Raw genomic sequence first — 15,933 nt, 5'->3', positions numbered from 1 at the left:
TACACTCTTACCTCTTACGTTTGCATTCAGGAAAAAATAGAACTATGAAAACAAACCACCAACAAGCCACCTTGGTTGGAAGTATTGCGGTTTTACTTTGGAGCATGCTCGCCCTTTTCACCACACAGGCGAATTTAGTCTCCCCAATGTTATTACTCACTTTGACATTCGCTGTGGCCAGTTTGTTATTCTTTTTCGTATCTGCACTAAAAGGCGAACTAAAACACTCTTGGGAACAAACACCAAAAAGTGCCATCCTTATGGGCGGTTTAGGGTTCTACTTTTATCATTTTTGTTATTTCTATGCCTTTCAACACGCGCCACCCGTTGAAGCCGGATTGATAGCCTATCTGTGGCCTTTATTAATTGTATTAATGGCAGGTATGACAAAAGGAAATTCTCTTTCTTGGACTCATTTAACAGGTGCTGTAATAGCTTTTGTTGGGACTGGTGTCATGTTGCAGTCGAAAGGCTACGCTGGTGATTCGCAAATAAATGAGTCATATAACTGGACAGGTTATGGGGCGGCGTTTGCGTGTGCTCTAATTTGGTCTGGCTATTCCGTAGCAAATCGACGTTATCAATCCGTTCCATCTAGCGCTGTACTTTGGTATTGCCTACTCACTACCTTGCTTGCAGGTATTTCGCACCTTGCACTGGAAGAGCAAAATTTATCTTTTCCTATCACTACATGGATCGCTATTTTTGGATTAGGACTTGGTCCTGTTGGTGTTGCTTTTTTCTGTTGGGATTTTGGCGTAAAGAAAGGCAACTTATCATTGCTTGGTGTTTTGGCTTATACCGCGCCAGCACTTTCCACTGTTTGGCTTGGTTTATTTACCGAGGCTCAATTAACCATAGGACAAATTATTGCTTGCTCTCTGATTACTGCTGGCGCTTTATTTGCCAGCTTAATGCCCAACAAAAAGATGCCCAACGAAAAAATGCCTTCTACTTACTAAGTAGAAGGCATTCTGTCTTAGATATACTTTAAGATGATTTTAGGCGACTTGATACAAGGTACGCGGCACCTTTTGTAAGTAGGATTCCATTTCTGCCATACCGTTAGGTTGATCGACTTTTACACCTAAGTCTCGCATTGTGCTACCAAAGGCATGTAAAGTTCGGAACAAGTTATGTTCACGGCACTGCTCACCCATTTGACCAATACGAACAATCGGCTGACCAAATGAACCTGCAATTTCTACTCGATACACATCAGAAATATGACGACAAATTTGCCCTGCGGTTAAACCTTCAGGAATATTAATGCCAACAACAGAATTTAAGCGAGATTCGGTTGGTATAAAAAGTTCCAACCCCATACCCTCAATACCTGATTGAAGCGCTTTCGAGCAACGTAAATGACGAGCAAAGCGATTTTCTAGAGTTTCATCACACACTAGTTTCAACGCTTCATGTAATGCCATAATGCCAGAAACAGGCGCTGTATAATGATAACCATCTTTATGCCAGAAGTTCTCTGCCAACTGTATATCAAAACACCATTGTGCTGGTGGCTTTTCACGATCTTTTGCTGCTGCCCATGCTTCATTTGAGAATGCCAAAAGCGATACACCTGGGATCGAAGACAAGCCTTTTTGACCGCCTGTAATCACAACGTCTACTTGCCACTCATCCATTTTCAACGGCATGGTACTTAATGTACAAACCGCATCAACCACCACTAAGCAACCGTAAGATTTCGCGATTTTAGTAATCTCTTGCAAACTATGATTGAACACAGTATTAGATGTTTCACCTTGCACCATGGTTAATACTTTAGGACGTGTTTCTTCAATGGCTTTTCGGACTCGCTCTGGATCTGCCGCTTCAAGGACACCCACATGCAATTCATGTACGTCAGCACCAACACGTAGTGCCATTTCAGCCATACGATGGCTAAAAAAACCATTGTTAATACATAAAATTCTTTCACCTGGCTGCATCAAATTTGCTACAGCCATTTCCATCGCTGCCGAGGCAGGACCGGCGACACCAATCACCCATTTAGATTCAGTCTGAAAAACATAACGCGCCATGGCTTTTACTTGACCGATTACTTCGGCCATTACGCTACCAAGATGGTTAATAACAACCGAGTTGGCTTTGGCGACACGTTCAGGAATAGGTACAGGACCCGCTCCCATCATCAACAAAGGTTCGTGAGGAAGGATTTCATCTAAAGTTTTCACCTGGGGACGAGGAATTCCCATTGGCGATGAAGCAGTCATTTTATGCAACCTTATTAGCAAGGACTAAAGAAAAATATCTCAACTATAAAAAACAGTTATCAAGCATTTTACAGTAGAAAATATCGTGTTTTAAATTTTAACGAAATAATATTTTGAAATAGTACAATATCCTTATCAAGAATAAGAGACAGTAAAACGAAAACAGTGCAATAAACCAAAAGCTTTCCTTTTCACCTTAGATCTGACTCGTTTGTCTATTAACATGCAGTATTTTTTACTCTGCGCGATCATAGTAAACTGTGCGATAATGCGCGAAACCACCCTATTCAGGATCTTTTTATGATTACTTGCGGTATCGAAATCAAAGGCAGTGAAGTCATTCTTTGCCTTCTATCGAAAGAAGACGGACTTTTTCAAATAACGGAATGTCGTCAAATACGACATACATTAAGCAACCCGAACGACACAGACAGCGTGCGTAAATTCCAATTTATGCTTAAAAAACTGTTTGAAGACTACAAAGTCAAAAAAGCGGTTATCCGTGAACGCCTAACAAAAGGTAAATTTGCGGGCAGTTCTGTCGGCTTTAAAATCGAAGCGGTTATCCAATTGATCGACACGGTTGAAGTCGTGCTTTTCAACAGCACTAAAATCAAAGACATTCTTCAACACAACCCAATGCCGATTCCGTTCAAAGCCACTGGCTTAAAGGCGTTTCAAGAAGGCGCTTTCACGGTGGCTTATGCTGCTTTGTCTGAACACATAGTTGAAGAATAAACTCTAACTCAACACCAAAACACAGAACAAAAAAAGCGGACTTAGCACATTAGTTAAGCCCGCTTTTTTATATCCCCAAAACAGCCTTATTTATTCGCCTGATCAAACTGCAATTCACACAAACGCTGATAAAGCGGCGATGACATCAACAAAGATTGATGCGTGCCTGTGTCGACAATTCGCCCTTTATCCATCACCACGATTTTATCTGCATGAATCACCGTAGCGAGACGGTGGGCAATGACGATGGTGGTTCGATTGGCCATTAATTCGTTAAGCGCTTCTTGCACATGAAACTCACTTTGCGCATCAAGCGCACTCGTCGCTTCATCAAGTAACAAGACATCAGGGTCTTTTAAAATGGCGCGAGCAATGGCAATCCGTTGTTTCTGACCACCAGACAAGCGCACACCTTGTTCCCCCAAGAAACTCTCATAACCTTGTGGTAATTGTTCGATAAATTCATGTGCGTTAGCGCGTTTGGCCGCGTCGATAATCTCAGCTTGTGACGCAAGTGGTTTACCGTAACCAATGTTATGCATAACGTCACTGCTAAACAGCACAGGATGCTGTGGCACCATGCCCATCACGTCTCGTAATTCAGACAATGGTAACTGCTCAATAGAGACGTCATTCAAAGTAATATGACCTTGTTGCGGATCGTAAAAGCGCTGTAACATTTCAAACATGGTCGTTTTGCCTGCGCCAGACGGGCCAACCAAGGCAACGGTTTGTCCATGCTCTATGGTGAGGTTTATATTTTGCAGAGCCGCCACATCAGGGCGAGAAGGATAATAGAAATCAAGGTTATAAAAGCCAATCGCTACCGTGCCTTGTTTCGACTCTTGTTTCGACTCTTGTTTAGAGAAGTGCTGCGGGTTGCTAGGAGACGTAATCATGCTTTCAATGTCTAACAACTCTAACAAACGTGTGGCTGATCCTGCGGCGCGTTGCAACTCACCGTACACTTCTGCGACAGTTGCCACAGACATAGCGACCATGATGGCGTAAAAAACAAAAGCACCGAGTTCACCGCCCGTCATTTTGCCCTCAATCACATCCATACCACCAACCAACAACATGACGCTAATCGCCGCGAAGGTTAATAAAATCACCGCCGCAAACAAGAACGAACGCTGTTTGATGCGTTTTTTAGCAACATCGAAGGCTTTTTCTACTTCATCACCGAAGGCTTTTTGCTCAAGAATTTCATGGTTATAGCTTTGCACGACTTTTATATTTTGAATCATCTCGCCAGCGTAAGTGCCAATATCGGCAATAGCATCTTGGCTACTAGACGCCAGTTTTCTAACCCTACGACCGAAGATCACCATAGGAATCAAAATAAGCGGAACACACACCACAACAATCATAGAGAGCTTGAAGTTAGTGACAAACAACATCACCAAACCACCAAGCAACATGAAAAACGAGCGCAGGGCCATTGAAAAAGACGAACCAATGATAGATTGCAGCAAAGCGGTATCGGTAGTGAGCCGAGACATCAATTCGCCGCTGCGGTTTTCTTCAAAATAACTTGGGTGCAAATGGATAATTTGATTAAACACAGCGGTTCTAATGTCCGCACTGACCCGCTCACCAATCCATGACATTAGGTAAAATCTAAAAAAAGTACCGAAAGCCAACAGAAATATCATGCCAATCAGCATCAAAATGGTACTGGTGAGTTGATCAACCGAGCCTGAAATAAAGCCACTATCAATCACCATTTTCACACCCTGCCCCAAAGACAGACTAATACCCGCCGTGAACATAAGGAAAAACAGCGCCAAGGCAACCGTGCCTTTATAAGGTTTAATAAAACTAAAAATAGGCAACAAGCTTTGATAAGCGTTTGTCGGTGTTTTGGATTCTGAGGAATGTGGCAAGGAAAGGCCTTTTAGTAAACAGTGCTATAGTAAAAATATCATCTTAGTAGACACTGTATTTCAATTTACAGAAAAAAAGAAAGAATACTTGATATGACAACTAGAACTTAAACAGCAAATCACCAAACCCCCAAATAAATGTTCCCGTCATGAGAAAAATACCTTCGTGCTTCATGGTGGTTTTTTCAATGCTGTTTTTAAAATCATCCTCTAACTCTTCAGCATTCTTTTTCCAAATTTTGACTTTCTTTTCATCAAGGTGCTTATGCTCATGTTTAATATCGGCATATAAATTCGGAGCCTGACGTTTAAGGGTTTTATGGTCATATTGATGCTCATAAAACTCTAAAATCGTGTACAAAATACCAACGATCACAATAAGGGACCCACTTCGTGCAAACCAGTCGATATCATCAAGGAATTCAACGTAAGACAACGCTGCTCCCAAACAAGCAATAAGGACAGCGACACAGTAGGTAATATAAGTATTCATTTAGCCATTTTTTCCTTTCAATAACGACGATGAAGTAGTTAATTTTATTATCTTAATAAATAGTTAAGAATAGTCCCATCACAATAACGAACGAAGTGAGGCAAACCAACTGTTTTATTATCTCTTTAAATTACTACTACTTTAAATTGCCACCATTAGGAGTAGTGAAATGGTTTAAAAACTATCTCATTGACCTGTTAGCTTCCCTTAGATTAAATATTTTCCATAGAGAACGCTTCAAGCGAGGCAAATGTTACTATCGTGCTAGACAAAACCCATACAAAATAACCAGCAACTTTCTCGGTATAAATTTGACGTACCATTTTACGGGAATTCGAGCAATCAAAAGGATATGCAGATCTAATGGATAACTATTACAAAGCTACTTGCTGGACCCTTGCCCATGCTCTGATCTTTTCCTTGTCTGGTATATTTATAAAGATACTCTCCCCTGAAATCGGAGTTTTTGAACAAGTATTCTATCGCGCGGCATTCTCTCTAATTGTTGTTATTCTTATCTATCGACCAGCATTTAGTGAATGCTTTAAAACGAAAGCACTTCCAAGTTTAGTCAGTCGTGGGATTTTTGGCTTTCTCGGCACGAGTAGTATTTTCTATGCGATGTCTGAACTCCCTCTCGCCATTGCTATGGTTTTAACCCTCACAACTCCCGTTTTCGTCATGATACTCGGTCATTTTTCAGTGAATGAAAAAATGAAACCTAGCCAATTAATGCCAGTATTTTTAACCTTAATTGGAATTTCACTCATCTTTGATCTCAATTTTTCAGACGGCATTCAAACCAACATTCCTTTATTCCCCGCTGCGATCGGTCTTCTTGGTAGTTTTTTAACTGCTATTGCATTTCTATCAATGAGGTCTGCATTAAAAAAAGTGGGAGCAAGTATTGTTGTCTTCTGGTTTTCCCTGACCAACCTAGTTGGAGCCAGCGCAATCGTAATAACAGATTTAAAAATGCCAACAGAAGACAACGTCTTCTTTCTAATTATTTTATGCGTATTAGGGCTATTGTCTGATGTCACGAAAACAATGGCCTACAAACATGCTGTCGCTTGGTTTGTAAGTCTATTATCTTTGCTCAGTGTAGCCTTCTCTATCTTCTGGGGATGGTTAGTGTTTGATGAATATATTGTTGTGGTTCAAGTGATAGGAATCTGCATCATGCTCACAGGCATTACCATGACGATCTTAAAGTCCAGAGCAAAACCGGCTTAGTAATGGCTCTGTCCTCGGAGTCTCGATGAGTGATTACGTACCTGATTAATCATCATCCAACAAAGCTTTGAGTCAATTACGGGCTTCGGTAACAGAAATGAATTTAATTGGGGTAAATCTTCACAAGGTGAGTAGAAATCGAAGATTAAGCATAAGTTATCCAACCTTTAAATGAGAATCCAGAGTAAAACTGCTCTGTATTTGTAAATCCAGCTTGATGAAAAAGAGCTTCGTCATTACTAGGTGATAACGCTGGCAATTTCTCCTTCATCTTAAGCACTCCAGCTCTAGTTTGAACTGGGTCAGCTCCATTGTTTATTTGAAAGTCAGCATATCTATGTAACCACTTATCTGCTTCTGACGGCTCAAAGCTATGGTGAACTACAACAAGTGGCGCACCAGCATATAAACGCCTATGAATATCCTCAAGGGTTTTTAACCTGCTCTTAGGATCTAAAAAATGCAGAACTAAAATTGCCGTTGCAGCATCAAATGGTCCCTCAGGTGAATCATCTATATAGCCTTCTGTAAAGCTAACGAAATCAAACTTTTCATTTAGCGTTGCTTTAGCCAGGGCAATCATATCGGCAGACGGGTCGATTGCCGCAAACCGCCAATTAGGGTTCATCTGATGCATGGCTTTTAACTCCAGTCCACCGCCTGCTCCTAAAGCAAGTATATTACCCTGTTTAGGGATAGATTCTGCTAAAAGAACCCCAACCATTTGATGTAAGCTCTCTAGTCCAGGAATTTGATTTTTGACCCGATCATGATAATTTTCAGCATCGAATAAGCTTTTTCCTAACGTCATAGTACTATGTCCTTAGCTTGTTTTTTGGGGCCCCTTATGAGGACATAAACAAGTAGAAAGATAAGAGTAACAACTCCCGCCCACATTGCCTGTTGCCAGCCTTGTATGAAGGATTCTTGAGCTATTCGGTAGATAATCTGGGCTTCAGCGGTATTGGTCAAAGCGTGCGTTGCAGCAATTCCGTGCTGTAATGCTTCGGCTTCTGCAATGGATAACCCATCAAGTTCTTTCGCTGCGGCTATAGAATAGCCAGTTGCAAAGACAGCCCCCAGAAGTGCAACGCCTAGTGAACCTCCCAACTCTCGTGTCACATCGTTTAAGGCCGATGCTACTCCTTGCTTCTCTTTTGGCAACGATAAGGTTATTGCCTCTGTAGCAGGCGTCATAGAAGTCCCCATACCTAACCCCATGAAAATCATTCCCGGTAAAATAGAAAGGTAACCATGAGCTAAAGACACAGAGCTTGCCATCAAGGCAAGACCTGATGCACCCAATATTATGCCAATTACCATTGTCAACCGTATGCCAATCAGCTCAACCCACTTAGGAGCAAGGGCAGATGACAACATCATTAAAATAGCCATAGGCATGAGAGCCACTGTAGCGAGCAGTCCTGACCAACCAAGGACAGACTGAAAAAATGGATACAGTACAATAAAGACGCCTGCTTGAACGCCAAACCAAACCAGAATAGTAAGTGAACCACTTGTTAAACTGCGTTTTGCAAAGAATCTAAAATCCAAAAGTGGATACGGATGACGTAACTCTAATATAACGAAACTAATCCCACCTAAAACGCTCAGGGCTAATCCAATAAGGGTTATAAAATCTAACCATCCTCGCGCTGGCCCTTCATGAAGAAACGTCACCATACCGACGACGGTAATAATAGACGCAACAACACCATAGAAGTCAAAGTGGTGCGCTGAGTTATCTTTACTATTGGGCACTGATCTCTGACCAATCACTGCTGCAAAGATTACAAGTACAATGGGTAAAGCAAATAGCCAGCGCCACCCAATCGTATCCACCAACAAAGCAGACAAAAACATTCCAAAAATACCGCCAGCTCCAGCTACTGCCGTCCATACTCCTATCGCCTTAGACCTTTCTTCATCAGGAAAGGCAGTGGTTATCACTGATAAAGTCACAGGCATAATCATTGCAGCGCCAACACCACAAAAAAACCTTGCCACCAACATATGGGTTGTTGATTCAGAAAATGCAGCCATAAAGTTTGCGATTCCGAAAATCATAAGGCCCGTATAAAGAATGGATTTTCGTCCCCACTTATCCCCTGCCGCACCAAGCGGCAGTAACAATGCCGCAAGCGAAATCGCATAGACATTAATCATCCATAATACTTCACTTTGGGTAGCACCTAGTTCATTCGCTAGCATAGGTTGCGCGACATTAAGTCCTGTTACCGAAGCAATCACCGCCATCAGTGCAATGCATACAGCTAACAGTAATCGTTGACGCTGGTTTTTATCAATCACCGGAGTATTTAGCTTGGTGAGGTGGTGAGTATTCATACTATTCTCCCTTCTAAACCTTTAATGTATCTTTAACTGATACATGAAAAGATATATCAACAGAGAAATTAAGTAAAGTTTGTATATAATAAAAAGCAAACACTATAGTTAGGGTTATTCAATGAACAAAGACACTCGATTTTCAGGCGTTTTACATGTATTACTCCACTTAGAACAAGCAGATGGTCCATTAACCTCGGATCAGTTGTCAAAAACAATGGGGACTAACGCCGCTGTATTTAGGCGAACAATGGCCGGCCTGCGCAATGCTGGTTATGTTCAATCAGGTAAGGGGCATGGAGGGGGTGGGCCTTAAAAAAGCCACTTTCTCAGATTACCCTATTGGATGTATTCGAAGCCCTAGGACATACGAATGTATTTTCTTTCGGACTCAGAAACGAAAAAACAAACTGCAAGGTTGAAGGAGCGGTTAATACAGTCTTATCAGAATCTATGAATTCAGCTCAATCATTACTATTGAAGAGCTTTCAACATGTCACTCTCGACCAAATAGCTGATCTCGTAAAAAAACCTAACACCATTATTGATGCAAACCGGTAAAACCCTTCTCTTCTATATGTTTCAATGAGTATGACCTTTCGCTCACCTTGCGGATGCTATACAGCCACATGTAACAGCTTGTTTCCTCTTTGATTACATTAAACGTTATTCAAACAAAATATCATGGAGGCTATCATAAAGTGGCTATAATGCCGTGGAACATTTCTGCATTCAGCCCGATCATTGATTCTAACTACACATGAAAGATTCTCGCAGGAACAGTGCTTTATATAGAGATTTTCTGAACACCAACTTTATGAGCAAAACCGCCAACCCTGACTTTCGTAATACCAGCTTCGCTGGAATCGATAAATGCTGTGAGCTTCGAAGTACTCCCCATTGCTCGACCCTGCTCAAAAATGAAATCTCCTGAATATCTGTCCGCTAGATTTTTCGTTAAATAACAGGCCAACGCACCATTTGAGCTGCCTGTGGCTGACTCTTCAGAGATACCAAATAATGGAGCAAAATTTCGACAACTCGCTGTTACTTCATCGACAACATCACATAACTCAAAAGCGTGAATTCCCACAACATTGTGCTGTTCACAAAATTCGATAGTGAGCTTTTCATTGACCTGAATGTTATCTAGCGAACCCAAAGGAACAGGAACTATGATATCGGCTAACCCTGTCGAGATAATCTCAATAGGTAACTGAGTTGACCCAAGCGTTGTCGAATCCAATCCAATTAGTTCGGACACACATTCAGCATCTAGCACTTTGCCATACTCAGGTAGCTTCTGCTCCATCACCACCCGACCATCTGACTCAACAGACACCGCGAGCAAGCCAGCTCTGGTTCTCTGGAGATACTTGCCTTCACTAATAATTCCCTCTTGATGCATGACTGAGAAAACAGCCAAGGTTGCATGGCCACAAAAATCCACTTCATCTGTCGTAGTAAAAAAAGACACCTCGAAATCAGCGGTATCATCCAGAGAAACAAATGCAGTTTCAGAAAAGCCGACCGCTTGAGCTATCGACAACTTCTCTTTATTCGATAAGCCATCAGTGTTCAACACAACACCTGCAGGATTGCCGCCAGAACCTTCTTTTGTAAAAGAGTGAACCAGCAATGCTTCGACTGTTTTCAAAGATAATGTCTCCGTTCTGATGATGGGTGATTTTGTGGAAAGAACCACGGGGCTGTCGATTTTGATGCACAAGAATAAAAACACACCAACAAGGAGCACTTTTTCTTTTTCTTTCCCATGATGACCGCTAATCCCTCCCAAATAATACACCGCTGGTTGCAATTATAAGAGATTCTTAGAGTTCCTATCCTGTTAAATATTATCAAACCGAAAAACTAGCAACTAGAAATCTGTCGTCGTTAAAATAGTTTGTAAAACAGGAAGCCATTATTTTGAACCTGTACATTTCAAATATGAGGTCTCGGCCTTTATTTTATCTCTACTCTTCTTTTCAGCTAACGCAAGGACAATATAATAAGTTGACTCTATTAGACCTGAAATTAATGCTATATAAAGAAGCCAAGGGGTGATTTCCCATGATAAATACATTGAAAAAATCAATATACTTTGACTGTAAAATGTTATTTTACCTGTAACATGGTTAATTGAATAAATCCAAATATCTACTGCGATTTTACTAATAAGGAAACGAAGTAAATAACTTAAAGAAAATAAAACAATAAGCAACAGCGAAAAAGCCGCGAATTCAACTCCGAAGTGCACCACTCCCTAAATTACGCTGCACTTCGTAGTTCATCGAACACGACCGCAGGTTGTCTATAGCCAAGGCACTTCCTTGGCCTCAGATTTAGTGACCTTTGTACCTTCGCAACTTCTTCATCTGTCACTGTCCTAAGATCGGTTCCCTTAGGGATATATTGCCTCAGCAGACCGTTAAAATTTTCATTTAAGCCGCGCTCCCAGGAAGCGTAAGGGTTAGCAAAATACACATCGGCCTTCAGTTTTTGAGCAATGCTTTCATGGGCACAAAACTCTGTTCCGTTATCTGCGGTAATCGTATGCACGTGACGACGATAGCGCCACAGCATAGCACCAACCGCTCGACACACATCTTCAGTACTTTTCTTGGGCACTTTACGGATTAAGTACATCTTACTCTTCCGCTCAACCAAGCTAACAATCGCTCCAGTACCTTGCTTGCCTAAAACGGTATCGACTTCCCAGTCACCAAAACGCTGCTTGCTATCCACTATATCAGGGCGTTCTTCGATACCAACTCTATTAGGAATAATGACCCGTTTGGTATGCTTTCCTTTTCGATATCGCCTACCGTTGTGTCGTAAATGCTTGTACAGTTTTCCACCTTGACGCTTGTCTCTTTGCACATAGCCATAAATCCATTCATGACTGACAGGTAAGCCTATTAAATGGCTTACACCTGATATCTGTTCAGGGCTCCATTTTAGCGCTAGACCAAACTCAACATAATCGATGGTTTTCTGTGATATCTGGCTTTTCGCAGCACAGTGTCGTCGATGTTGAGCACGGCGCTGTGCGACATTAGGCTCATAAGTGCCATTGATAGTATGCCGCTTTAACTCTCGACTGATACTGGAATGACTGATGTTAAGTCGCCTGCCAATCTCTCTGTAACTTAAATGTTGGCTCAGATAGGCTTGAATCTGATATCGTTGTCCTTCGATCAACTGCTTATAGCTCATGGTAATACTCTAATTGTTTGGCGACGTTAGAATACCACCTATGGGCAGTTGATCTCTCGTCACCTACTCAACCATGAGTGGTGCACTTATTATCTGAATTTGCGGCATTTAAATTGTCCGGTAAAAAAACGAACAAACCCACCACTCCTGTAATGTAGCTACAGCCGTCTCCTAATATATCCAACTTAGAGCCTAATTCAGATTGTGCATTAAGCTTTCTTGCAAGATATCCATCCAGAAAGTCAGTCACCTGCATTAGAATTAAAGTAATAAAAAACAAATCACGCTGGCCGTTTAAAGCGAGATAAATGCCGGTAGGCATCATCAAGAAACGTAAGCTAGAAACCATATTTGGCAAATGGTTTTGTGTCATACTTTAAATCCCATCATATAAAAAGGAGCAGCAACTGCTGAAGCAAAAATCAGGCTATCAAATCGATCTAAAACACCACCGTGAAATGGTATAAGTCCATTAAAATCTTTCACTTTAGCTTTACGTTTTAAATATGAAGCCAGTAAATCACCTGACAATGCCGCCACAACTAACATTGTGATCATAAAAAAACCAACCAAACTAACATCCATCTGTCGAATAAATAAATATCCTATCACTACACAGAAGTACCCTCCTAGAAACCCTTCCCACGTTTTGTTTGGACTTATACTTTTCGCTATTGAGTTTTTCCCAAATATTTTCCCTAATATTTGACCAAAACCATCTAATGCGAGAACTAAACACAATAATAATGTTCCATCATATAAAGCGCTTATATAACTAAAATATATAAAAAACAGAGATAAAATCAGAAATAAAATGATGGAAAGGTACTTTATACGGTTTGGTAAAGCCAACTTATATATTTCAATTAAACCAAGCAGGCAAATCACTAGACAAATCATAAAGTAGATATTTGAATAAATGGAAATTAAAAACATCAACAATGATATAAAAAGGTAGACTAAATACTTCCCTCGCATTATATCTTTACTGCCTTGTGCTCCTCCCTTACTCAAATACCAAACACAAATACCACCTAACGAAAACAAAAATACAAACGTCATCCACAATCGTTCTTCCATTAAATCTATGCCTTTTTTGATTTTAACCACCAAAACTTAACGTTAGGCAGATTTTTATTGGCTATAAGAACAAAAAAATATCGTTTATTGAACACAATACCTAGTTCATTTAGTTATGCTTGAAAAGCTTATTTTCTACGCTTTAATTTATTTTCTGTATTTAATTTTATTTGGACTTCATAAATACATAAGAAGGATATGAACTAATCCTCTTGCCTCAGCATGAGGATTGAAATCGGTTATTCGAGGCGAGTCCCGAGTGTGAATGGTTGACCTGTTTTCGAAATGCTCAATAAAGAGTACGAGGTTTTAGGCTATACCCTATATAAAAACTCGATACTGAAATGAAATAAGGATATAGGTCTTCATTACTTTTTGCACGGTTTAAAAAATATCAAAATGTATGCCGTCGATTAAGATGGATGTTTTTATTTCCATCTAGGTCAATCAGACTATTTCCTTTGGCTGGTAAATAATGCAGACACCATTTACATGAGTCAGCGCCTAGAAAAATATTTGAAGAAACTGTCATAACATTGAAATTAATAAAAAAGAGTAAGCTATCATTCTTTTGTGACTCATTTGTCAATGGCGGAATAAACCTCGTCCATACCGACAACTCAAATTTATGCTCATATCATCGGCCAGTATTTTGCCGGAACAAATAGCCTTCTTGATCAGGTTTTATAACGTCGTTGAATTTGAGTTATTCATAGGGTTGGTGGCCGCTCTGAAAGCACCCTATTTTGATTCACGGGGTTGTCTATTTTGATGCACCAGAATAAAAACGCACCAATAATGAGCAATTTAGCTTATCTTTTTTCTTCCCATGATGACCAATAACACGCCGCCTAATACACCGCTGGTTGCGATTATTAGGTGTAAAGTCACGGCTTCACTGGCGAAGATAACGCCACCTATTGTGGCGATTATGGGTACTAATAATTGCAGTACAGCGGCTAACGATGCGGTTAATGAAGGCAGTACTGCGTACCAAAGTGCGTAGCCTATTCCCGACATGACGGCACCAGATAAAACAGCGAATAAAATGCCGTCAAAGCTCGCGCCATTTAAGCTGTAAGCGCCGCTAAAATGGATACCAATCAAGACAATTACGAGTATAGGTAAAGTACGAATAAAGTTCGATGTGGTGGCGAATAAAGGTTTAGAAGAGATCTTTCCTCGCCATGTATACAAGCCCCACGCGATACCTGCGAAGGTCATTAAGATGAAACCGATTAATGACGGGGAAGATAAGGTAGGAAGCACCAAATACACAAAACTACCAAAGGCCACCAGTAAGCCTAACCATTCAAGCATTCTAAGCTTCTGTCCTGCCCAAACGGCAAACAGAATCAGCGTTAGCTGAACAGCACCAAAAAGTATCAGGGCGCCGATGCCCGTTTCCAATGTGACATACGCATAGGAAAAGCCGATGGCGTAAATAAACAGCGACAGCGCAGATAACCAACTACCTTCTAACCATACGGTTTTAAATGGGCTTTTTTCTAAAGAAGCCACGCTTTGCTTCATGCTTTGAAAAGTACAAAGTAACGCCAATGTGATAGCGCCACTGAGTAGTCGCCACAGGGTAAAGTTAGCAGGGTCAATTAACCCACCAGCTAACGCTAATCGGCATAAAACAGAGTTGGCAGCGAACGCTAACAAGGCAAGTGTGATTAAAAAAGGTAAACGTAGCGAACTTGTCATCAATTTGTTTAAAAGCTCAATTAAACTTGAGCAGATACCTTAGGTAAGAAAAAAGTCAGTCTCACGCACTGGCACCAGATTTGCAAGCTTAACTCTAACGCAGACCAATAACATTTTGATCTGCCTATATATGGAACCTACATGACGAGTCTTTTAGTATTTTCAGATTTAGATGGTACGTTACTCGACCATCACACATACAGTTTTCAACCTGCGTTGGCGGCATTGCAGTCGCTCAAGACCTTTTCTATTCCTTGCGTCATCAATACCAGTAAGACGTTTAATGAACTTCTATTACTAAGAAAAGCGCTCCAGCATCAAGATCCTTTTATCGTTGAAAATGGCTCTGCCGTTTATATTCCTAAAGATTTAAACCTTATTATTGATGAGCCTTTGGAAGACTGCGGCGACTATTGGCTAAAAGCCTTTGGCCCAAAACGAAAAACCCTCATCGAACTCACAAACGATCAAAAAAACCATTACACCTTTAATCGTTTCAGCGATATGACTTGCCAAGAACTGATGGCTATCACTGGGTTAAATGAAGAAAACGCTACGCTCGCTATGCAAAGAGAATTCACTGAACCTATGGTGTGGACGGATTCGAATATCGCACTTACTGAATTCCGAGAGTACCTTGCTCAGTTTGACATACAGATTCAAAAAGGCGGTCGCTTCTCTCACATGATGGGAAAACATTGTGATAAAGCGAACGCCATGCTTTGGTTAACAGACGTTTACGAAAGCCAAGCAGAGGAGAAAATCACCACCATGGCACTAGGCGATGGGGAAAATGACATTGGTATGTTGAGTAAAGCAGACATTCCAGTGGTGATTCGCTCACCAGTTCATGCACCGCCAGAAGTACCAAATCGAAGCGACGCTTGGTTAACGGATGCTTATGGCCCTGAAGGTTGGGCTCAGGCCATTGATTTAGTACTCAGTAAACAAGGGATTAGTTAAAACATACATTTGAATACTTAAGAAA

The 15,933-nt window shown here is 40.9% G+C and carries 14 protein-coding genes and 1 pseudogene; 5 read left to right on the top strand and 10 right to left on the bottom strand.

Translation table 11 applies throughout. From position 1 onward, the window contains the following. Positions 1-44: 44 nt before the first annotated feature. Positions 45-962, top strand: a complete 918-nt coding sequence (yddG, locus tag AC0L3Y_RS12835; RefSeq protein ID WP_473464058.1) for an aromatic amino acid exporter YddG — start codon at positions 45-47, stop codon at positions 960-962. A gap of 39 nt (positions 963-1,001) precedes the next feature. Here yddG and AC0L3Y_RS12830 read toward each other — a convergent pair whose 3' ends face one another. Further along, positions 1,002-2,234: a pyridoxal-phosphate-dependent aminotransferase family protein gene (locus AC0L3Y_RS12830; protein WP_473464053.1), complete on the bottom strand. Its 1,233-nt coding sequence runs from the start codon at positions 2,232-2,234 to the stop codon at positions 1,002-1,004. 300 nt (positions 2,235-2,534) lie between these two features. Between AC0L3Y_RS12830 and AC0L3Y_RS12825 the strand changes: the two genes are divergently transcribed. Then, the gene (locus AC0L3Y_RS12825) at positions 2,535-2,972 is read left to right on the top strand and encodes a DUF3010 family protein (RefSeq protein WP_473464048.1); all 438 of its coding nucleotides are present in this window, start codon (positions 2,535-2,537) and stop codon (positions 2,970-2,972) included. A gap of 86 nt (positions 2,973-3,058) precedes the next feature. On the opposite strand, the gene AC0L3Y_RS12820 is transcribed toward AC0L3Y_RS12825, so the two are convergent. Next, positions 3,059-4,861, bottom strand: a complete 1,803-nt coding sequence (locus tag AC0L3Y_RS12820; RefSeq protein ID WP_473464044.1) for an ABC transporter transmembrane domain-containing protein — start codon at positions 4,859-4,861, stop codon at positions 3,059-3,061. Positions 4,862-4,961: 100 nt separating this feature from the next. After that, entirely contained in the window at positions 4,962-5,354 is a 393-nt protein-coding gene (locus AC0L3Y_RS12815) for a hypothetical protein (RefSeq protein ID WP_473464040.1), read from the bottom strand. Between the two features lie 363 nt (positions 5,355-5,717). On the opposite strand from AC0L3Y_RS12815, the gene AC0L3Y_RS12810 reads away from it, so the two are divergent. Continuing rightward, positions 5,718-6,590, top strand: a complete 873-nt coding sequence (locus AC0L3Y_RS12810) for a DMT family transporter (protein ID WP_473464037.1) — start codon at positions 5,718-5,720, stop codon at positions 6,588-6,590. Positions 6,591-6,735: 145 nt separating this feature from the next. Here the strand turns inward: AC0L3Y_RS12810 and AC0L3Y_RS12805 are convergent, their stop codons facing one another. Further along, entirely contained in the window at positions 6,736-7,401 is a 666-nt protein-coding gene (locus tag AC0L3Y_RS12805) for a class I SAM-dependent methyltransferase (RefSeq protein ID WP_473464034.1), read from the bottom strand. Next, entirely contained in the window at positions 7,398-8,936 is a 1,539-nt protein-coding gene (locus AC0L3Y_RS12800; RefSeq protein WP_473464030.1) for an MFS transporter, read from the bottom strand. Before AC0L3Y_RS12800 ends, AC0L3Y_RS12805 begins: the two co-directional genes overlap by 4 nt. Before the next feature lie 121 nt (positions 8,937-9,057). On the opposite strand from AC0L3Y_RS12800, the pseudogene AC0L3Y_RS12795 reads away from it, so the two are divergent. Then, positions 9,058-9,497: pseudogene (locus AC0L3Y_RS12795) on the top strand (Rrf2 family transcriptional regulator). A gap of 226 nt (positions 9,498-9,723) precedes the next feature. Here the strand turns inward: AC0L3Y_RS12795 and AC0L3Y_RS12790 are convergent. The 5 genes from AC0L3Y_RS12790 to AC0L3Y_RS12770 form a co-directional block, all read right to left on the bottom strand. After that, the gene (locus AC0L3Y_RS12790) at positions 9,724-10,593 is read right to left on the bottom strand and encodes a PhzF family phenazine biosynthesis protein (protein WP_473464026.1); all 870 of its coding nucleotides are present in this window, start codon (positions 10,591-10,593) and stop codon (positions 9,724-9,726) included. Between the two features lie 614 nt (positions 10,594-11,207). After that, complete coding sequence (locus AC0L3Y_RS12785) at positions 11,208-12,155, bottom strand: IS30 family transposase (protein WP_473462002.1); 948 nt, start codon at positions 12,153-12,155, stop codon at positions 11,208-11,210. 67 nt (positions 12,156-12,222) lie between these two features. Further along, the gene (locus AC0L3Y_RS12780) at positions 12,223-12,528 is read right to left on the bottom strand and encodes a CDP-alcohol phosphatidyltransferase family protein (protein ID WP_473464021.1); all 306 of its coding nucleotides are present in this window, start codon (positions 12,526-12,528) and stop codon (positions 12,223-12,225) included. Beyond that, a complete protein-coding gene (locus tag AC0L3Y_RS12775; RefSeq protein ID WP_473464017.1) occupies positions 12,525-13,235 on the bottom strand; it encodes a phosphatidate cytidylyltransferase in 711 nt (236 codons plus the stop codon). Before AC0L3Y_RS12775 ends, AC0L3Y_RS12780 begins: the two co-directional genes overlap by 4 nt. Positions 13,236-14,042: 807 nt before the next feature. Further along, positions 14,043-14,945: a DMT family transporter gene (locus tag AC0L3Y_RS12770; protein WP_473464012.1), complete on the bottom strand. Its 903-nt coding sequence runs from the start codon at positions 14,943-14,945 to the stop codon at positions 14,043-14,045. Positions 14,946-15,086: 141 nt separating this feature from the next. Here AC0L3Y_RS12770 and AC0L3Y_RS12765 point away from each other — a divergent pair, with 141 nt between their 5' ends. Further along, the gene (locus AC0L3Y_RS12765; RefSeq protein WP_473464007.1) at positions 15,087-15,908 is read left to right on the top strand and encodes an HAD-IIB family hydrolase; all 822 of its coding nucleotides are present in this window, start codon (positions 15,087-15,089) and stop codon (positions 15,906-15,908) included. The last annotated feature ends 25 nt before the right edge of the window (positions 15,909-15,933 follow it).

The organism is Marinomonas sp. GJ51-14 (assembly GCF_055808695.1).
Note: the sequence above shows the minus strand (reverse complement) of the source record. Positions and strands in the feature narration are given on the sequence as shown.